The 20,526-nt window shown below is 64.3% G+C and carries 16 protein-coding genes; 13 read left to right on the top strand and 3 right to left on the bottom strand.

Features of this window, described 5'->3' with window-relative positions; genetic code table 11:
- Position 1: 1 nt before the first annotated feature.
- The 9 genes from MAB_RS22875 to MAB_RS22835 are packed head-to-tail and all read left to right on the top strand — an operon-like array spanning position 2 to position 10,702.
- Entirely contained in the window at positions 2 to 859 is an 858-nt protein-coding gene (locus tag MAB_RS22875) for an MlaE family ABC transporter permease (RefSeq protein WP_005079830.1), read from the top strand.
- Entirely contained in the window at positions 860 to 2,431 is a 1,572-nt protein-coding gene (locus MAB_RS22870; protein WP_005079831.1) for an MlaD family protein, read from the top strand.
- Entirely contained in the window at positions 2,428 to 3,495 is a 1,068-nt protein-coding gene (locus MAB_RS22865; RefSeq protein WP_005112460.1) for an MlaD family protein, read from the top strand. Before MAB_RS22870 ends, MAB_RS22865 begins: the two co-directional genes overlap by 4 nt.
- On the top strand, positions 3,488 to 4,534 hold the full coding sequence (locus MAB_RS22860; RefSeq protein WP_005112459.1) for an MlaD family protein: 1,047 nt from the start codon (positions 3,488 to 3,490) through the stop codon (positions 4,532 to 4,534). Before MAB_RS22865 ends, MAB_RS22860 begins: the two co-directional genes overlap by 8 nt.
- Positions 4,534 to 5,661: an MlaD family protein gene (locus MAB_RS22855; RefSeq protein WP_005112456.1), complete on the top strand. Its 1,128-nt coding sequence runs from the start codon at positions 4,534 to 4,536 to the stop codon at positions 5,659 to 5,661. Before MAB_RS22860 ends, MAB_RS22855 begins: the two co-directional genes overlap by 1 nt.
- Positions 5,661 to 6,866, top strand: a complete 1,206-nt coding sequence (locus MAB_RS22850; protein ID WP_005112455.1) for an MlaD family protein — start codon at positions 5,661 to 5,663, stop codon at positions 6,864 to 6,866. The genes MAB_RS22855 and MAB_RS22850 overlap by 1 nt, the downstream gene beginning before the upstream one ends.
- A complete protein-coding gene (locus MAB_RS22845; protein ID WP_005079837.1) occupies positions 6,863 to 8,113 on the top strand; it encodes an MlaD family protein in 1,251 nt (416 codons plus the stop codon). The genes MAB_RS22850 and MAB_RS22845 overlap by 4 nt, the downstream gene beginning before the upstream one ends.
- Before the next feature lie 25 nt (positions 8,114 to 8,138).
- Positions 8,139 to 8,795, top strand: coding sequence for a TetR/AcrR family transcriptional regulator (locus MAB_RS22840; protein WP_005079838.1), 657 nt, complete (start codon positions 8,139 to 8,141; stop codon positions 8,793 to 8,795).
- Positions 8,796 to 8,842: 47 nt separating this feature from the next.
- Positions 8,843 to 10,702: a DUF2339 domain-containing protein gene (locus MAB_RS22835; RefSeq protein ID WP_005112452.1), complete on the top strand. Its 1,860-nt coding sequence runs from the start codon at positions 8,843 to 8,845 to the stop codon at positions 10,700 to 10,702.
- Positions 10,703 to 10,883: 181 nt separating this feature from the next.
- On the opposite strand, the gene mmpL3 is transcribed toward MAB_RS22835, so the two are convergent.
- From mmpL3 to trmB, 3 genes are read right to left on the bottom strand one after another with little or no spacing between them, the layout of a single operon-like run.
- Positions 10,884 to 13,889: a trehalose monomycolate exporter MmpL3 gene (gene mmpL3, locus MAB_RS22830; RefSeq protein ID WP_005112450.1), complete on the bottom strand. Its 3,006-nt coding sequence runs from the start codon at positions 13,887 to 13,889 to the stop codon at positions 10,884 to 10,886.
- Between the two features lie 37 nt (positions 13,890 to 13,926).
- Complete coding sequence (locus tag MAB_RS22825) at positions 13,927 to 14,616, bottom strand: NYN domain-containing protein (RefSeq protein WP_005079843.1); 690 nt, start codon at positions 14,614 to 14,616, stop codon at positions 13,927 to 13,929.
- Positions 14,613 to 15,428, bottom strand: coding sequence for a tRNA (guanosine(46)-N7)-methyltransferase TrmB (gene trmB, locus MAB_RS22820; RefSeq protein WP_005116071.1), 816 nt, complete (start codon positions 15,426 to 15,428; stop codon positions 14,613 to 14,615). Before trmB ends, MAB_RS22825 begins: the two co-directional genes overlap by 4 nt.
- A gap of 133 nt (positions 15,429 to 15,561) precedes the next feature.
- Between trmB and MAB_RS22815 the strand changes: the two genes are divergently transcribed.
- The 4 genes from MAB_RS22815 to MAB_RS22800 all read left to right on the top strand — a co-directional run bounded on the left by MAB_RS22815 (position 15,562) and on the right by MAB_RS22800 (position 20,482).
- Positions 15,562 to 16,635 carry a hypothetical protein gene (locus tag MAB_RS22815; protein ID WP_005079845.1) on the top strand — a complete coding sequence of 358 codons (1,074 nt, stop codon included), beginning with the start codon at positions 15,562 to 15,564 and terminating at the stop codon, positions 16,633 to 16,635.
- Positions 16,632 to 18,077, top strand: a complete 1,446-nt coding sequence (locus tag MAB_RS22810; protein ID WP_005095439.1) for a hypothetical protein — start codon at positions 16,632 to 16,634, stop codon at positions 18,075 to 18,077. The genes MAB_RS22815 and MAB_RS22810 overlap by 4 nt, the downstream gene beginning before the upstream one ends.
- A complete protein-coding gene (locus MAB_RS22805) occupies positions 18,074 to 18,439 on the top strand; it encodes a DUF6802 family protein (protein ID WP_005079847.1) in 366 nt (121 codons plus the stop codon). Before MAB_RS22810 ends, MAB_RS22805 begins: the two co-directional genes overlap by 4 nt.
- 219 nt (positions 18,440 to 18,658) lie before the next feature.
- Positions 18,659 to 20,482, top strand: a complete 1,824-nt coding sequence (locus MAB_RS22800) for a phosphoenolpyruvate carboxykinase (GTP) (protein WP_005063924.1) — start codon at positions 18,659 to 18,661, stop codon at positions 20,480 to 20,482.
- The last annotated feature ends 44 nt before the right edge of the window (positions 20,483 to 20,526 follow it).

The following is a 20,526-nucleotide window of genomic DNA, read 5'->3' as shown; positions in this document are numbered from 1 at the left end:
GATGACCGTATCCAGCTATCTGTCGCCAGGGCGCCGCCCCTTCATACTGGCCTACAACAGGATTCGCCGCCCACTGATGCGGTTCGGCCACATGGTGGCCTTCTTCTTCCGCGCCCTGAGTGGCATCCCGGTGGTGCTGCGTCAGTATTCCAAGGAATTCCTGCGGCACTTGTCCGATATCGCATGGGGCAACGGCTCACTGGTGGTTGGCGGTGGCACCGCCGGAGTCGCGCTGGTGTTGGGGGTAACCGCGGGAGCCCTGGTAGCCATCGAGTCGTACAACTTCCTGGACCTTCTCGGTTTGGGGCCCGCTACCGGCATCATCAGCTCGCTGGCCAGTACGCGAGAGCTGGCGCCGATCATGGCCTCGCTGGCGTTCGCGATGCAGGCAGGTTGCCGCTTCACCGCGCAGCTGGGGTCGATGCGGATCGCCGAGGAGATCGACGCCATGGATTCGGTTGCCATTCGGCCGATTCCGTTCCTGGTGACCACGCGGTTGATGGCAGCGATCATCGCGGTGATCCCGTTGTACCTGGCCTGCCTCGCGATCAGCTACGTGTCCTGTCAGGTCATGGTGGGGATTCTCAGCGGTGGCTCGGTGGGGTCGTATCTGCATTACTTCGGCATCGGGGTCAGCGGCATCGACATCGTGTACTCGATCATCAAGACCGTTGTCTTCGTCTGGATCGCCTCAACGGTCCAGTGCTACTACGGCTTTTACGCCAGTGGCGGTCCCGAGGGTGTCGGCATCGCGGCCGGGCACGCCATGCGGGCGGCCATCACCGTCGTCGTGATGGTCAACATGCTGCTGACCATGGCGCTGTGGAGCGTGGACGCCGGCGCCAGGCTGGGTGGCTAGATGCCGAATCCCTTCGAGGTGGACGGGCGTGGTCCGTCCGGTAACCAACTGTTGACGCTCGCTGTCGTCACCCTCGTGGCCATCGTCGCACTCACCGGTGCCATGTTGTTGAAGTCTGCCGGGCGACTTAATGACTACGTGCGTGTAGTCGCCGATCTGACGAACGTCGGTGACGGCCTGCCGCAGAAGTCGGATGTCAAGTACCACGGTGTGCTCGTCGGCGAGGTCGACGACGTGACTCCCGCGACCGGCAGCGAGCCGAACTTCGTATATATCAATCTCAAACCGGAGTACGCCAAGACAATCCCGTCGTCGGCCACCGCTCGCGTGGTACCGAGCAATGTGTTCGCGGTGTCCTCGGTACAACTCGTGGATCGCGGTCCCGGAGCGCCCATCCGCGACGGCGCCCACATTGCCGAAGATCACGAGCTGCCCACGGTGTTGTTCCAGACCACCGTGAGCAAGTTGCGTGATCTGCTCAACGCCACTGGCCGTGGCCGCGACGACAATTCGGTGGGCATCCTGGCCGCGGTAGGAGCTGCCACCGACAGCCGTCGTGCCAAGCTGCTCGCAGGCGGCGCCCAGCTCAACCGGCTTATCAACGAGCTGAACGCGATTGTCGCCACCGATACCGGACCGTCCACGGTCTCGGCACTGCTCAATGCCACGGAGGGCCTGAAACAAAGCGCGCCCGACCTGCTGGACTCGCTGCACCAGGCGGTGCGGCCCATGCAGACCCTCGCCGAGAAGCGCGAGCAACTAACGGCACTCGTGCACGCCGGGCTGACCACGGTGGGTACCAACAAGCAAGCCTTTGACAACCACACGGACCAGCTCATCGGCATCACCACCGGACTCACCCCGCCCATCGGCGTCTTCGCGAAGAACGCCGACAAATTCGTTCCGATCTTCCGGAACATCAACAAGTTGTCCCGCAACTGGTTTGAGCACATGTGGATGGCGGACCGAGACGTCCCCAATATGCCGATCGCGGTCACCTTGGCGCCGAGCTATACCTACACCCGCGCCGATTGCCCCCGGTACGGAGACGTGAAGGGGCCGAGCTGTTTCACCGCCCCCGAGCAGGTGGTGCGTCCGGATCTCCCCGAGACACTCTTGCCGCAGAACTACAAACCGCCGGCCGATCTGGCTCCACCCGCCGGAACGGTGATCGGCCCCAATGGAAATCTGGTCGCGGTCGGCCCTCCGAGAGTCGTGCCCCCGGGCGGACCGAACCTTATTGATCCCAACCCGCCGCTACCGCCATGGCAGCCGTACCCCATGCCTCGTGTACCGGGTACCTCCGACCCCGACGATCTGGAACCGCCGCCGCCACCGGCCACACCACCGATACCACCCGCGCCGGTGGCTCCCGGTGGGATCAACGGAGCAGGCAGGCCTGCCGTCGCACCCGCGTCGTACGGCGGAAACGTCGGCCCGGTCGGCAGCCGCGGTGAGCGGGATCAACTGCGTGTGATCGCTGGGGGCTCAGCGACCCCCGCGACTCAATTGCTGCTCGGCCCGGTGGCCAGGGGGAGCGCGGTGTCGTTCGTCAAGGAAGGGCCCTCATGAGATTCCGTGGTCCATTGATCGGTCTGACGGTCTTCATGACCGTGGCCCTGACCCTGGGGTGGTTGGTCTACGCCACCCTGCTGCGCGAGGTATCAGGCAGCACCACCGCCTATTCGGCAATTTTCACCGATGTGTACGGATTGCGTGAAGGCGACGATGTGCGCATGGCCGGCGTACGGGTCGGGCGTGTGCAGAAGATCGAGCTTGTCGACAACGAGCGGGCGCGGGTCGACTTCGTGGTCCAGAACGATCAAAAGCTGTACGGCAACACGATTGCCTCGGTGACGTACCAGAACATCGTGGGCCAGCGCTATGTCGGACTGTCACCGGGTAAGTCCGGCGGGCCCGCCGGCGACACGGTGCTGGCCGCGGGAGCGACGATCCCGGTGGAACGCACCGATCCGTCCTTCGACGTCACCACCCTGCTCAACGGCTATGAGCCGCTGTTCAGCACGCTCTCGCCGGAGCAGGCAGACAACCTCACCAAGGGCGTCATCCAGTCGCTGCAGGGAGACAACGCGTCCATCGTCACTTTGGTTAGTCAAACCTCCACGCTGACAAAGGCATTCGCAGGACGTGACCAGGCGCTGGGTAATGCGATCACCAGCCTCAACACCGTCACCGGAAATCTCGCGCAGCAGAACGCCAGCCTGGACAAGGTGCTCACCCAGACGCGTCAGATGGTGTCGGATTTGGATAGCCGGCGCCCCGAGCTGGTGTCCTCGGCGGGTTCGCTGGCGCAGACCATGCGCCGTCTTTCGAAGATCACCAACGACGTGTTTCCCTCGCTGGAGGAGATCATCACCCGCCAGCCGGGATTCACCAATCACGTGGTGGGCATCGAACCTCAGTACGCCTTTCTCGGAGACAACCTACCGATCGTGCTGAAGGGCCTGTCGCGCTTCTACTCCGAGGGCGCGTTCATCAACGTTTACATGTGCGATCTGAATCTCACCGGCTTCTTTCCCGGCCTGAACGACGTGATACCGATCATCGTCAATGCGGCGACCCCCGGGAACGTCGCGCAGTACACCCCGCGATGCAGGAACATGGCCAATGGCTGAGCGATCCAGGTGGCAGAAGATCAAGAACCGGCCGATCGAGACCTACAACAAAACATGGCTGGGCTTTATCGCGATCGCTGTGATCGCGAGTCTTATCGGGGCGATGCTGCTGATAAAGGCACTTGGCCTGGGCTACACGAGCTACACCGCCGAGTTCGTCCAGGCGGCCTCGTTACGTCCGGGGCAGCCGATCACCGTGGCGGGCATCCCCGTGGGCAACGTCACGAGCATGAAGCTGGTGGGAGACCACGTTGAAGCCGGACTGAAGGTTCGCGACGACATCCGTCTCGGCAAGGACACCAAGGCCTCGATCAGGGTTACCACCATCTTGGGGTCTCGCTATCTGGACCTGCGTCCCCGGGGGTCAGCAGCGCTGCCGGGCAAGACAATTGATCTCGCGCACACCGAGGTTCCCTATGATCTGCAGGCCGCGCTGGCAGGGGCGACCAACACCTTTGAGCAGGTCGATTTCGACAAGGTGGCGCAGTCCCTCACCGTGCTGGGCACACAGCTGCAGGGATTGCCCGACGTCGTGCCGCGGGCAATGGAGAACATCCAATCGCTGTCTTCGGTCATCGCCGATCGGCGTGACCAACTGGGCACACTGCTCAAGAGTACGGAGAAGGTGACCAGCACACTGCGGCGGCAGCAGTCGGGAATCGGTGTCCTGATCAATCAGGGACAGGACATCCTTGAGGAAATCGTGACGCGCCGGAACACTTTTCATGCCATGTTGCAGTCATTCACCAATCTGGTGGAGCAGCTGAGCAAGGTTGTCGTCCAGGACCGCGCACAGCTCAACGCGATGCTCAAGACGGCGCACGAGCTCTCGGACATGCTGGGCAAACACGACGACCTGCTTCGTAGCCTCTACCCGATCGCGCCGGTGTTGATACGCGGTATCGCCAACTCCACCGGCACCGGTAATGCCATCGATATCAATCTGACGAACGGCTTGCTGGTCGATTCGTGGATGTGCGCGATCAGCGGGCGCGCCAAGCAATTCGGAATGATCCCGTACTTCAAGGACTGCAAGTGATGAGCAAGAGCGGCCACAGCAGAAGGCGATTGATCGCGGCCATCGGTGCACTGGCGCTATTGGTTGCTGCCGTCGTTGGCGCGGGCGCGTATTGGGTGAGGTCCGCGACCGACCACATCACCCTGACCGCTCAATTCGAGAGCGCGTCGGGTCTTTATGAATCCAATGTGGTTGCCGTGCTGGGTATGCCGGTGGGCAAGGTTACCAAGATCACGCCCATGCCGGGCTACGTCGAGGTGCAGTTCACCGTCGACAAGAACGTGCGGGTACCCGTCGACGCGCAGGCGGTCACGCTATCGACGTCGATCCTGACCGACCGTCAGATAGAGCTTTCTCCTCCGTTCCGTGGTGGCCCCGCGTTGAAGGACGGCGACACCATCGGGTTGGACCACACCAAGACACCGGTGGAGTTCGACCGGGTGTTGGGCATGTTGGACCGGCTTTCGCTGTCCCTCAAGGGAGACGGGAAGGGTCAGGGGCCGGTGGCCGACGTCATCAACCCTGTCTCGGGTATCGCCGATGGCAATGGAGAGAAGATCAAGGCCGGGCTTGGCGAGCTGTCCAAGGCCCTGCGCCTGAGCTCGGAGGGGGGTGCGACAACCCGCGAGCAGTTGACGGCCATTGTCAAGAACGTCAGTTCACTATTCGACGCGGCAGCTGCCAACGATGGCAAGCTGCGTGAATTCGCCTCCACGGTGCACCAACTGAGCCAGATCCTCGACGAGGAGGCATTGGGTACCGGTTCCACCGGCCGCAGGTTCAACGAACTGGTCAAGCAGGCCGGTGACATCGTCGAGGCGAATCGTGATCATCTCAAACAGACCATCTTGAATTCGAATACCGCCCTCAAAGCGGTGGTCGACAACCAGCGCGAGATCTCTGAGTGGATCGACGTCCAGCCGCTGGCGTGGGACAACATGTACAACGCGGTAGACCATGACAACAAGCGGTTGCGTGTCCGGTTCATGACAGATCGGCTGGTGTTCGAGAGCCAGATGGACAAGGAAATCTGCAATATGATGGGGCTGCGCCAATTAGGCTGCAGCACAGGTACATTACAGGATTACGGGCCCGATTTCGGGTTGACCTATGTCCTGGACGGCCTTGCGGCGATGGGGCAGAAATAATGGCGGCTCGGGTGGCACGGACGGTACGGGCGGCAGTGGCGACGTTGATGACTGCCACGGTCCTCAGCGGGTGTGCCACCAATGGGCTGGGTGATCTGCCGTTGCCGGCGCCCGGTATCGGCAGTGGGGGTTACCGTCTCACCGCACTTTTCTCGAATGTCCTGAACCTGCCCGATAGTGCGAAGGTGAAGTTGGCCGGCGCCGATGTGGGGCAGGTCGACGAGATGCACGTGCGCAACTTCACGGCCGTCACCACACTCCGGATCCTCGACGGTGTCCGACTGCCCAAGGGAAGTACCGCTGAATTGCGCTCAGCCACACCGCTCGGCGATGTCTTTGTGTCGATTCGTCCCCCGGCGGGGGCCTCCGCCGACGGTCCGTTGCTCACGGACGGGGACACAATCGGCCTGGACTCCACGACTGCCGCCGCGACCGTGGAGTCCGTGCTCAGCTCGGCTGCGTTGGCCTCAAATGGCGGAGCGGTGCGCAATCTCACCAATGTCGTCAATGGCTTCGGCAAGGCCACCGGTGACCAGGGACAAGCCTTCGGTGACCTGATCAACGACTCCAACAGGCTACTGGGAGCGCTGAACTCACGCTCGGTTCAGATCTCCGAGGCGCTCACGCAGACCTCGCAACTGGCTGATCAGCTAGACGCCAAGAACCAGGTAGTCACCGATATCGTGACGGCGGCCGGACCGGCAACAGAGACACTGGCCTCCAATACCGCGCAGCTGTCCGAACTACTTCTCATGATGGGTGACACGACGCGCCAGCTGCAGAAGTTCCCGTCGATCGCCGGCACCGATACCAGCGGCCGCAGCATCATTGCCGATGCGAACACGATTGCCAAGGCCTGGAATGACGTAGCGGTAGACCCCGACACCAGCCTGGCGGCATTCAACCGTATCTTTCCCACGGCCATCAAAGCGACTGCGGGAAACTCGCTTTCGCTGCACGCCTCGCTGGACCAGCTGGTACTCGGTTCGATACCGGACGTGGGGTCCTACGCCGATGTCGGTCTGCACGGGCCCAAACGCTACAACTGGGCGCAGCTGGCCGGCTCGGTCAAGTACACGTTGTGGCGGCTGCAGGAACGCGTGGTCGGTAAGGGGGCTTTCGGCCAAGAAGCTCCGGTGGGGCCGAGTCCCACCGAGCCTGGCGTGATCGAACCCGTCCCGCCCGCTCCGGGGCCCGGGCGATGATCGACGCCGTCGCTAATGCTGTAGTGGCTGCGGTGCGCGCCGGCCATCGCCAGAAGTCTATGTTGTCGACATTGGCATTGGTACTCACCCTGGTACTGGCGGTGACGTATCTGTGCGTCGGGGCGCTGCGCGCCAACCCCTTTGCGTCCACATATCGAGTCACGGTGAAACTGAGTGAGTCGGGTGGCCTGCTGCCGCGTCAGGATGTCGCGCTGCGTGGCGTCAAGATCGGCACCGTGCAGTCGCTGCGGATCACTCCACAGGGAGTCGAAGCGACCGCCGAAATTCTGTCGAAGTACAAGATCCCTGCCGCGGCCAAGGTGCGCGTTGCCGGTCTCTCGCCGGCTGGTGAGCAGTACATCAACTTCGAAGGCACACCGGGCCAGCACGGCCCCTATCTTAGCGACGGCAGTGTGATTGCCGAAGGGGTACAGGTGCCGGTGACGCTGGCCAAGCTGCTGGCCGATGCGGACGGCGTGCTGGCCCAGGTGGATCCCAAGAAGCTTGAGCTGATCAAGAAGGAGCTGGGTCTGACCAAGGAGGGCCCACGCAAGCTGACCGAGATCATCGACGGCGGCACTTTCTTGCTGAGCACGCTCGACTCGGTGCTGCCCGAGACCACCAGCATTCTCAAGAACAGCCGCGTGGTGTTGACCCTGGCCGCCGACAAGAACGCGGGGATCAAGGCAACTGCGGACGGTCTGGGGCGGACGCTGCGCGGTGTGGAGAAGATGCAGAACGGCTACCGCACCCTGATCGATCGGACGCCGAAAACCCTGAGCGCCATCGACAACCTCTTCAGCGACAACTCGGACACCATGGTGCAGCTGCTCGCGAGCCTGGCCACCACGTCGCAGATGCTCTACGTGCGTACACCTGCGATCAATGCGTTCTTCCCCAACTACCGCGGATCTACCTTCGGCGCGATCGCAGATACCATGCGTGACAACGGTATCTGGGTCACCGCTGACCTGTATCCACGGTATGCGTGTGACTACGGCACCCCGAGAGTCCCGCCGTCTTCGGCCGATTTCCCCGAGCCGCCCGTGTACACCTACTGCGCAGATGATGACCCGGCGGTGCTTATTCGCGGCGCGAAGAATGCGCCGCGACCCGCCGGCGATGACACGGCTGGTCCACCACCGGGAGCCGATCTCGGGAAGAAGACTGACCCCACGCCCAAGGGCAGGTTCACGATTCCGACGCCCCCGGGTGGTCCGACACTGCCCATCGAACCTCCGCGGTGATCGAGACACGCGGTTGGAGTGGCAGATGGATGACGAAAACGACACGACCGCGCGAAAGCGTCTGCCCAGGGGGCAGGGCTGGCAGTTGCGACAACAGATCATCGACACCGCGATGGATCTCATCCTCAGTTCTGGAGAGGCGAGGGCCCCGTCGGCGCGTGAATTGACGCGTGCGTTGGGGATCACCGCGCCGTCGCTGTACCGGCACTTCTCCAGCACCGATGAGTTGGCTGATGCCTTGTGCGCGAGGTATTTCGAACAGCTGGGGGAGGCATTGCAGCGGGCTACGGTCAACGTGTCCACGGCGCTGGAGCGCCTGCACGCACTCGGACTGGCCTATGTGCGTCATGCTGCGGAGCATCCGCTGTGGTACCGCTTCGCGACGGCCAATCCTCCACGCCTCGGGGCGGAATCCGATGAAATACTCAGCAGCTCAGCCTTTCTGCATCTGCGGGACATCGTTCAAGAGCTGGTTGACGAGGAGCGTTTTCCCCGCGGTAATACCCTCGGGTCGGCCCTGCAGTTGTGGGCGACCACCCATGGCGTGGCCTCGCTGCTGGTGACCAGGCCGTACCTGCCGTGGGGCGAACAGGAGTCGTTCGCATCCCGGACACTGCGCGCCGCCTATCTGGGGCAGGTTATGACTGCCGGACCGGAGAGCGCTGACGGAGACGGTAAGTAGAGATACCTAGCGCCGTGAAAAACCCCTACCGGTATTGGTAGGTCTACGTGTTCACCTCGCATCGCACGGCCAGCACGCTGAGAGGTATGTCAGATCCACAGTTGCAGCAGATGACCGCGACGCTGGACGAACTCGATGGGCGTGAACGTGCGCTGCGCGCCGAGGTCGATGCGTTACGAGGCCGGATGGTCGAATGGACCCAGGCCGAATACCTGAAGGCCCAGCGGTATTGGGACGATTACCGACGTGCCCAGGGCGTCGCGCAAGCCGTCGCACCCGCCCCCGTGGTGATGCCACCTGCGCGGATGCCGGTACCAGCGCGTGCCCCTCATCCGGCGCCTCCCCAGCTGGAACCGTGGTGGATGCGCGAAGGATTCGCGAGCAAGGCGATGGCGTTGGCGGGTGCGGTGGTGACATTGGCTGGTGTGGTCATGCTGCTGGTGCTGGCCGCCAAGAGCGGGTACTTCGGTCCGGTACCGCGTATGGTGTCCGGGGCCGCCCTCGCCGGTGGGCTAGTAGCCCTGGGTATTCGGGTGTACTCACGTCCGGGCGGGCGTGTTGGTGGTATCGCCACGGCAGCAACAGGATTCGCGGCCGCATTCTTCGACGTATTGGCGCTTACCGTCATCTACGACAGGATTCCGGTGGTGGCGGGGCTGGTACTCGGTTTAGGCATCGCGGGTGTCGGCCTGGTGCTGGCGCGGCACTGGAACTCGCAACCCTTTGCGTCGGGTGTGGTTGCCGCGATCACGGTGCTGGCGCCATTCCTGACCGATGGGTTCACCGTCGAACTCGCCGCCTTCGCGCTGATACTGCTCATCGCGAGTCTCACCGCTCAGGTCGGCCGGAATTGGCCTGTGCTGCATGCCTTCCGCACTGTGGGGGTCAGTCTGACGCTGCTGACGGCGATTCACGTGAGCTACACGGCGTCACTTGCCCTGCTCGCGATGTCGGTGATGGCCTTGCTGGTCACTCTGGTTGGTTCGCTCTGGTTGCTCACCGGTGAGCACGATGACATCACCTCGTCGGTGATGATCGCGGTCGCGTCGTCCCCGGTTCTCTACGGTGCGCTCTTCTTCCCGGTGTGGCCGCTGGGCGTGCTGGTTCCGGTGGGTGTCGCTGTGGTGATGGGCGCGGTGCTGCTGCTCGTCGGTGCTCTTCCGGTGCACGCGCGCATAACCGTGGCGGCAGTGGCGGGGGTGGCCTTATTGCAGGCCTCGGTCGATGGTGCCCGGGACGCACTGCTGGCAGTGGTGCTGTTGGCGATCGCGCTATCTTGCTGCGCTATCGGATACCAACTGCGCGATCGTGTTGCGCTGGTGTTGGGGCAGGTGTTCGGTGGGCTGGGCGCAGCCGTCTACCTCGCGTACGTGCGGCCGGAACTGCTGACCGACTCGGCAAGTGCCGTGCTGTATGCGGGACCGCTGCTGGTCATCGCCAGCGTGCTCATGGCGGCGACGGTTGGCATGGTGTTGGCGACCATGGCGCGGGTGGGGTGGGCGAGCCCGCAATCCGCTCCCACGCGTGCCGTGCTGGCGGGCGTCTCGATGCTGTACTCCGGTACGGCGGCGGTGGTGCTCTCGGGTACTGCGCTGCTTGGCAATAACGATGGCTTCCTGCTCGGCCACGGCCTGGCGACGGTGTCGTGGATGGCCGTTTCGGTGGCGCTGCTGCTGGCCGGTTTACGCCGCTACCGCGGCCGGAGCTGGGTTACCAGAACAGGATTCGTGCTGGCCGCGATGGCTGTGGCCAAGTTGTTCCTGTTTGACCTCGCGACGCTGGACGGTGTGGCACGGATCGGTGCGTTCATCGTCACCGGCTTGCTGCTCTTGGGTGGAGGCACGCTCTATGCGCGTGAGTACGCGACCCGCAGTGAAGAACCCAGTGCCGAGAGGCCCGTCACGTAATCGACGAGCCGCTCGGCCGGGGGCGCAGCGGAGGCAGGGCGCAATGTCATATCGCCAAACCTCCCGCCGCTGAGGTCCCACCCGAGTCGAGAGGACATCGACGAACGCAACGGCCGAGTAGTGCCGTACCTGAATGTCCTCTCGGCCGAACAAGCCGAGACGACGACAGCATCCCGCGTCGTTAGATGCGGCGTCCCTCGCGGCGCAGCAGATCTTGGGCGCTGACGCTGCCGCCACGGCTGCGGCGGGTGGCCTCATCGACCTCCTGCTGTTGCGGGGTGCGGTTCTGCCCCGGCGCGGGCAGAGCCTCTGTCGCATCGGTGGAGGGCTTGGCAGGCTGTTGCTGCTCGGGTTGAGGCCGCTGCGCCCGTGGCGGGCCCTGCCGCTGCACCTCCGGCTTGGCGATCGGCATGGCAGTCGTCGCGTCCTCACCGGGTGTGCCACTGGCGCGGTTGGGCTGCGCCGGTCGCGGTGTGGACTGTGGCTTGGAAACCGGAATCGCGGTGGTGGCGTCGCCCGCCTCGGTACCCGCGGCTGCGCCGGGCTGCTTGGGCCCACGAAGCTCGCCGAGCCAGGACTCGATCTCACGGTCTGCATTCCGGCGGTCCGGGCGGTGCGTGCCAGCCACGCTGCTGCGCGTGGTGGGAGCATCCGGTCCGGCCGGGTTTCCGCCTGGTACGCGCGTGGTGGGCGCATCGGTGGGAGCTACATTCTTGCCGGGCACTGCCATGCGCGTCGTGGCGGACGCGTCCCCGCTGTCGTTGCCGGCCAGATTGACCGGGGCGGTCGGCGGAGCGGGCGGGGGCGGAGTGGGCCGCGCCGGAGCCGACGGATCGTGCTGGCGTGGCGTCGGTGTCGACGGCAGCCGGGTGCGCTCGGAGGCGATCGGCAACTTGGTGGTGCGCGCGTTGGACCCGACCGGAGACGAGGCCGCGGCGATGGCCTGCTCGCGACCGGTCGGACGCTTGCGCTCGTCGGGCAGGGTGACCTCGCCGAGGCCGAGTTTGACCTGGATTCGCTTCATCCACGCCGGAGCCCACCAGCAGTCGTCCCCGAGCAGCTTCATGACCGCCGGGATGAGCAGCATGCGGACCACGGTGGCATCGAGGATAAGGGCGGCGATAAGGCCGAATGCCAGGTACTTCATCATCACCAGATCGGAGAAGGCGAAACCACCGGCGACCACGATCAGGATCAAGGCGGCGGCGGTGATGATCCGGCCGGTGTTGGCGGTACCCACGCGCACGGCTTCGGTGGTCGAGAGCCCTTGATGACGCGCCTCGATCATGCGGGACATCAGGAAGACCTCGTAGTCACTGGACAGGCCGTAGATCACGACGATGATCAGCACGATGACCGGTGCCGTCAGCGGTGTCGGGGTGAAATTCAGCCATTTCGAGAAGTGTCCGTCGACGAATATCCACGTCAGGATGCCCATCGTGGAACCCAGACCCAGGGCGCTCATGACGGCCGCCTTGATGGGTAGCACGAGCGAGCCGAACGCCAGGAACATCAGGATCGTGGTGACGCTGATCAAGACCACGATCACGAAGGGGAGTTTGTCGAAGACGGTGTCGATGGAGTCTTGCTCCAGGGCGGGCGTGCCACCGACATACATCGTGACGCCCTTGGGCACCGGAATCTCGCGAAGCTGTTTGACCTTCGCCCCGGCGGTGTTCCTGTCGACCAGGGCGTTCTGGATGACCTTGACGCTGGTGTCTCCGTCGGTCTTGACGGCCTGGCGTCGCTGCCACATCTGAGTCTTGTCCCCGCCGGGCTCCACGAAGCCCGGGACCTTCATCGCATCGGCGCGAATCTGGTTGAGCTGTGAGTCGGTGGCGCCCTTGGTGACGATGGTGATGGTCTCGGTGCGGAAGCCGGGGAAGAGCGAGTCGAAGTTCTCCTGTGCCTGACGCACGGAATTGGTTGGCGGCAGGTACTTTTCACTGAACCCGCCGAGCTTGAGGTTGCCCAGCGGAATGATGAGCAGCAGCATCACGATGACGATCGGCACGGCGAACACGAGCGGACGCTGCATGACGTACACGACGGTGCGTCCCCAGAAGCCGTTCTCCAGCTCTTCGCGCGATTTGGTGCGGCTGAACCGCTTGATACTCAATGCATCGACGTGGCGCCCGAGGACACCGAGGCATGCGGGCAGCACGGTGACCGCCAAGATCGCGGCCAGCAGCACCGAGGCGATACCCGCATAGGTCAGTGACCGCAGGAACTGCTGCGGCACGATCAGCATCGGCATCAGGGCCGCGGCGATCAGGGTCGCGGAGAACATGACGGTGCGGCCGGAGGTGATCACGGTGCGACGCACCGCGGTTTCGGTGTCGTAGCCTTCCGCGATCTCTTCGCGGAACCGGCTCACGATGAACAGCGAATAGTCGATGGCAATACCGAGGCCGATCAGCGTGACCACGGGCTGGGCGAAGAAGTGCACGGGGGCGAAGAGCGTGACCAACCGCATGATGCCCAGGGCGCCGGCGATGGTAAGACCACCGACCATCAGCGGCAGGCCGGCCGCGATCACACCGCCGAAGACGAAGAACAACACGACAGCCATGACCGGCAGCGACAGAACCTCCATGCGCTGCTGGTCCTTGCCGATGGTTCCGGTCAGCTCGCTGGCCACGGGCTGTAGACCGGCGAGCTGGATGTCGACACCGTCCATCAAGAATTTGTTCTTGGCGGGGTCGTCGTCCTTATCGGGGTTCGACAGGGCCTTGTAGTTGTTGAGGATGGTGTCGTCGTCGTCGCCCTTGAGGCTGACCGACACGAAGGTGTGCTTGCGGTCCTCCGTCACCATGCGCTTGACAGTGGGGTCGGTGGTGGTGGGGGCGCGTAGCCAGCCGGCCCACCCGTAAACCTCGTCGGGGTTGTCTTTCTGGAGCTGATCGAAGTGGTCGATGACCTTCTTCTGGAAGGCCGGGTCGTCTACCGTCTTGCCTTCCGGGGCGGCGATGACGGCAACCACATGGGTGGTGCGGTCACGCCCCAGCGCGTCGTCGGCCATGACCGAGGCCTTGACTGACTCACTGTTGTCGGCGAAGAAACCGCTCTGCGTCACATGGTCGCCGAGCGTGATCCCGAAAAGCCCAGAACCCAGGCAAACCGTGACGAACGCGGCAACGACGATGAACCGATACCGGTACACCATTCGGCCCCACCAGGCGAACACAGAATCTCCTAACTAGCGTCTCTCACGCGCTGAGTTTTCATGTCCTGGACGTAAGCAATGCCGACAACGGTCGGAACGGCTGCAACCAGGCGCCTTCGTCGGGGAGCGAATCTAGACCCACCCGAGGCAAGGCTCGGGGGAAAACTCCGGGTATGTCCTCGAGATCGACGAACTCCAGAATATCCGAGGTTAGCGCCCAACTCGCATGTTCGCGAAATCCCAGCACACCGACGGGCACCCCGTCACCGGCGATTATTTCCAGCGGTTCGCGGAAAGCCTGACCATCCGCCGAGGCCACAAGCACCCCGGCCAGGCCCTCGGTGGACCGCAGCTCGATATGAGCAAGCATGTCGACGTCGACGTCGCTGTCCTCGTCGATCTTGGGTTTGGCGAATACCGCAAACCCAACATTGCGCAGCGCCTCGACCCACGGGCGCACCACTTCGGCACTCCCCGGCGCGATATTGGTAAAGACGGTGGCCTCGGGTTCGACGAGGCAGTCGGCATGGTCCGCCGAATAAGCGGCGGTGCGCTCGAGCAGCCAACGGCCCAGCGCGTCGAAGCGTGGCCGGTTCTCCGCGGAGGGCCGGCCGCCGAGGATGGCTCCCAGTCCCATGTCGAGGTTCGGTGCGTCCCACACCAGCAGCACCCGTAGCACCCGACGTCGGCGGTTGGATTCCTCCACGGCCGAGGTGCTGCAGGCGGCGCCTTCCATGGCCAGGCTCACAATCGCTCCCAGACGAAGTCGTTGATGACGCTGCCGACGGTGTGGGCCTTGCCCTCGAACTTGGTCGTGGGCCGGTTCACCGAGACCGGGATGCGCGGATCATCGAGCCTGAGGCGCCGCAGCGTCGGTTCACCGTCGCCGACCTCGGCGATGTGCTCGGCGTAATTCGCGTGATCGGTGGCCACATGCAGAGTGCCGCCCGGGCGCAGACGGTCGGACAGCAGCGCCACGGTGCCCGGCTGCAGCAACCGCCGCTTGTGATGGCGGGCCTTGGGCCAGGGGTCCGGGAAAAACACCCGGGCCGCGGTCAGCGATCCCGACGGCAGCAGGTGCTCGAGCACATCCAGGGCGTCGCCGCGGATCAGCCGAATATTCTCGATGCCCTCGCGGTCGATCGCCGACAACAGCTGGGCCAGGCCCTTGCGATAGACCTCCACCGCGAGCACATCGAAATCGGGCTCCTGCAATGCCATCGCAGCAGTAGATGTCCCAGTGCCACAACCGATTTCAAGTATCAGGGGGGCGGTGCGCCCAAACCAGGTGGCTGGGTCCAGTGGCGGGCAGCTGCCGTCGGCCTCCCGGGCGAGACGGCCATACGTGGGCCAGGATCGATCCCATGCCTTCTGCTGCCCTTCGGACAACGACGAACCGCGTGATCTGAAGCTCGAAACCCGGCGTGGATGGTGGTTCTGGCTATCCGTCCGGCCCGAGGAGGCGGCGCCGACGGTTCCCGGGAGCTCGTCGGTGGCTGACCCAGCCTCCGCGCAGCCCCGTTCCTGGCCGTCACAACGCATATCCCCATGGTCACCCATAGGCGGCAGATCCCATAATCCCGGCGCGTATCGATACTCAACAGATGCCTACCAGGGTGCAACCCTCCACCTGATGAGGTGACAATGTGAGCATTTGGCAGGCGAGCGACGAGATTGGGTCTGAAAGGCAACGATGACGCGGGGGTTTGAGGTCTTCCGGGCGACGCTCGAGCGATTCGCGACGCGTCCGGAGATTCGTCAGATCCATGGCGGCCAGCGCATTCACGACGTGGTGGTGCGGGCGGGGGACCCGTTGCGGGTGGCCGTACGGGGCCGCGCCGGGGTCGGCGTGACCAGCGTGATCGGGGCGCTGGGGCTCACCTTGCCGGCCGATGAGGGCCCGGGCCATGCGCTTATCGAGGTGCCGATCGCCGGAGCAGATCCAGAACCGTTGGTTGCGGATGTGGATGTGGTGGTTTTCGCGGAGGCGCTCAAACCCGAGGATCGTGCGGTTCTGGAGGCATCCATCGCACCCAAGGTGCTGATTCTCAACAAGGCGGACCTGACCGATCCTGGTGCCGCCCGTGGGCCGTGGACCGCGGCGGTGTCGCGGTGCGCGGAATATCGCGCGGAGACCAGGGTCCCGACGCTGCCGTTGTCCGCGCACGTCCCGTTGGTCAGCCTCGATGACGGCATGGTCGAGGCGCTCAAGCTGATGGTCGAGAATCCGGCCGACACCAGTTCCGTCGACGCCTTCGTCACCTGCACCCACGATGTGCCGGTGGCGATGCGCCAACGGATTCTGCATGAACTGGACCTATATCCCATGGGATGTGCGATCGGCGCGCTCCGCCAGGTTCCCAGCCTCGCGGCGCCGGGTTTGACCTCCTTGCTGCGTGATCTGTCCGGCATCGACGCGGTGGTCAGCGCGATTCGCGAGGCCATCGCGCAAGGCTGGTACCGCCGGATGCGCGTGGTACTGGCCGAGCTCCGCAAGATCGGGGTGACGGGTGTGCTGCCGATGCAGATCGATTCCTTTGTGAACAGCGATGACGTCGTGGTCGCCGCGATGCGGTGCGCGGTGGACGCCGCCACGGCGGCAGGCATCCCGGTGGACCTCAGCGACCACCCAGAAGATCACCGTTACCGCGCCGAGCGTTGGCAGCGCTTCGCTGAAGGGCCGGTGAACTCCACGTATGCCGCGTTGGGGACCGATATTGCGCGTGGCTCGCTGCGGCTGTGGCGCCGGGCCGGGGGACGCGCATGAGCACCCCGGCGGACAAACAGGTCGATCAGCTGGTGCTGGCCGTGGATCCCGCGCTCGGCCCGCTGGGTGTGGAGCCACAGGACGCCGTGATGGTGACCGGCAGTTGGCTGGCCGGTGCGAGCACCCTGGCGACAGGGCTGAAGTCGCGTATGCCGGGGACACGCATTGTCGAACCCGAGGACCTGCGGCATGGGCAGTCGCCGGCGGCAGTCGTTTTCGTGTGCAGCGGGACAGCGCCGTTGACTCCGTCGGACTGCGGCTTGATCCAATTGGCCGCGGCCAACACCGATGCGCTCATCGCGGTGGTCTCGAAGATTGACGTCCACCAGTCCTGGCGGGAGGTGATGGAACGAAACCGGGAGATTCTGGCGCAGCACGACTCCCGCTTCCGGGATATCACCTGGTTGGGTGTGTCGACGCGCGGTGCCGCGCCGGGCCTTGACGAGCTGGCGAGTGCCGTACGTAAAATCCGCGGGAAGCCGGATCTAGCCGAGCGAAACAGGCTGCGCGCCTGGGTGACTCGACTACAGGGCATGCTCAATGTGCCACCCGAAGCCGGTGAGGGCGCGCGCGCCGACGAGTTGCGTAATCAGCGGCAGGCGGCAGTGCGGCGCACACGGTCAAGCAAATCGGAGCGGACCCTGGCATTGCGCAACCGCATCGCTCAGGCGCGAATGACGCTGCTGTACTTCGCCCGCAAGCGAGTGGGTTCGGTAGGTGGTGAACTCCGTGAGGACATCGCCGAACTGAAGCGCCGCGATGTCGCCGGATTCGGTGATCGGGTACGGCGCCGCGTGGCCGACATCGTCGCCGAGGTTGAGCAGGGTACCGAGGAGCACCTGGCCGAGATTTCGGCCGAGGTGACCCAGCACTGGGTGGCGCCGCGCCCGAGCGCCAATCGCCCGGTGCCACCCGAGGCCGGCGATCCTCCGGTGCGATCACGCAGGCTAGAGACCCGGATGATGGCGTTGTTCGGGATCTTCTTCGGTCTGGGCGCGGCCTTGACGGTGTCGCGACTGGTGGCGTATGCGCGACCGGGCCTGGCTCCGGTGGGTTTGGCCGTCGGCTTGGTGGCCGGCGCGGTGATCGCGGTGTGGTTGGTGGCGGTGCGGGGTCTGCTGCACGACCGGACGGTGCTGGATCGCTGGTTGGGCGACACCATGGGCGAGCTGCGCGCGTACTTGGAGCAATGGGTGGCGGCCCGAGTACTCGAGGTGGAGACCCGGCTCAACGCCGATCTGGTGGAGATCGACGAACGCGAGAACGACAAGCTTGCCGCGCGGGTCGGCCAAATCGATTCCGAGCTGCGCGAGGCGGCTATGAATACCGCGCGGGCAACGGCGCTGCGTAACCGTGACCTGCCGTCAGTGCACAAGGCGCTAACCAAAGTCACCGAACGGCTGGACGCGATCGCCGCAAGCGACGAGAATATGACGTCATGATCGAAGGTTTTGACCAGGGTTTCGGTGGAGGCCTTGGGGGGCTGGAGGAAGGAATGCCCGAGCCGGGGCATGCCCTCAGTCCTGACCTGCACGTCGATCACCACATGTACCTGCCCACCGACGGTGGGTTGGTGGATCTGGGCACCGATCTCATCGACACCGACCACGACGGAATCGGCGACACCGTCACACTGCATCCCTCGGACGGCTCGACCGGACTCTCCGTGGTCTCCGATATCGACGAGGACGGCATCGCCGACAAGGTGACTACGTTCGGGGCGGATGGCACGTATGAGACCTGGGCCCGCGGAACCGGCGCGCACTGGGAGCTCATCGAGCACGGCCGCGTCGGCGGCAAGTAATAAGTAATTAAGTAATACGGCAACGTGCGAGTCCCGGAGTCCCTAGCGCCCCGGAATCTTGTCGGCGATCTGTTCGTTGTGTGGACAGATCGTGTCAAGCCCTATGACGGACTGTCCGTGACCCCGTTTCACGCTGAAGGACACCAGCGCTAACCTCATATATCTAGGTGCCGACCAGTGCCCGTGCGGCCCTGTGTACCCACAGAGGAGATGCTCTCGATGACAGCAGCGACCATTCCCGGTCTTGACAATGCTCCGACGAAACACGCGGGCTTGCTCGCCTGGGTTCGCGAGATCGCTGAGCTGACCCAACCTGATCGTGTGGTGTTTGCTGATGGCTCGGATGAGGAATTCGCGCGGGTTTCTCAGCAGCTCGTTGACGCGGGTACCTTCGTGCGCTTGAACCCCGACAAGCACCCCAATTCATTCCTGGCGCTGTCGGACCCGTCGGATGTCGCGCGCGTGGAATCGCGGACCTACATCTGCTCCGAGCGTGAAGAGGATGCCGGCCCAACCAACAATTGGGTGGATCCCACCGAGATGCGCGCGACCATGACCGAGCTGTACCGCGGCAGCATGCGCGGACGCACCATGTGGGTGGTGCCGTTCTGCATGGGCCCCCTCGGGGCCGACGACCCCAAGCTCGGCGTGGAGATCACCGACTCGGAATACGTGGTTGCCTCGATGCGGGTGATGACGCGTATGGGCGCCGCCGCGTTGGAGAAGCTGGGCGACGACGGATTCTTCGTCAAGGCTCTGCATTCGATCGGTGCGCCCCTGGAGCCCGGCCAGGAAGACGTGCCGTGGCCCTGCAACGACACCAAGTACATCACTCACTTCCCGGAGACCCGCGAGATCTGGTCCTATGGATCGGGTTACGGCGGTAACGCGTTGCTGGGTAAGAAGTGCTATTCACTGCGTATCGCCTCGGCGATGGCCCACGACGAGGGCTGGCTCGCCGAGCACATGCTGATTCTCAAGCTCATCTCGCCGGAAAACAAGGCGTACTACGTGGCCGCGGCGTTTCCCTCAGCCTGCGGCAAGACCAACCTCGCCATGATCCAGCCGACCATTCCCGGTTGGCGCGCAGAGACTTTGGGTGACGACATCGCCTGGATGCGTTTTGGCAAGGACGGCCGTCTGTACGCGGTCAACCCGGAGTTCGGCTTCTTCGGTGTGGCACCGGGCACCAACTGGAGCTCGAACCCGAACGCCATGAAGACCATCGAAGCCGGCAACACCGTCTTCACCAACGTCGCGCGTACCGACGACAACGACGTGTGGTGGGAAGGACTGGAGGGCGAGCCGGAGCACTTGATCGACTGGAAGGGCCAGGATTGGGTCCTGCGGGAGACCGAGACCAAAGCGGCGCACCCGAATTCGCGGTACTGCACCCCGATGTCGCAGTGCCCCATCCTGGCTCCCGAATGGGATGACCCACAGGGTGTGCCGATCTCGGCAATCCTGTTCGGCGGCCGTCGCAAGACAACGGTGCCGCTGGTGACCGAGGCCCGGGACTGGCAGCACGGCGTGTTCATCGGCGGCACCCTGGGTTCGGAGCAGACGGCCGCCGCCGAGGGCAAGGTCGGCACGGTACGGCGTGACCCGATGGCCATGCTGCCCTTCATGGGTTACCACGTGGGTGACTACCTGAACCACTGGATCAATGTGGGCAAGCAGGCCGATGAGTCGAAGCTACCCAAGGTGTTCTTCGTCAACTGGTTCCGTCGCGGCGACGACGGCCGATTCCTGTGGCCCGGCTTCGGCGAGAACAGCCGCGTGCTCAAGTGGATCGTCGACCGGATCGAGCACCGCGCCAACGGTGTGTCCACCCCGATCGGCACCGTGCCGGGCGTCGAGGATCTTGATCTGTCGGGCCTGGACGTCGAGGCGGCCGACGTGGCCGAGGCGCTCGCGGTGAACAACGAAGAGTGGCAGGCGGAACTTCCGCTCATCGAAGAATGGTTCCAATTCATCGGCGACAAGCTGCCGACCGGTGTCAAGGACGAGTTCGAAGCCCTCAAGCAGCGGCTCAGCTCCTAAGTCGAATTTCGCATCCATGTGGCCATGGCGGGTTTCCGCCATGG

Source organism: Mycobacteroides abscessus ATCC 19977 (assembly GCF_000069185.1).
Classification (GTDB): Bacteria; Actinomycetota; Actinomycetes; order Mycobacteriales; family Mycobacteriaceae; genus Mycobacterium; species Mycobacterium abscessus.
This window is presented reverse-complemented; position numbering and strand designations above follow the sequence as displayed.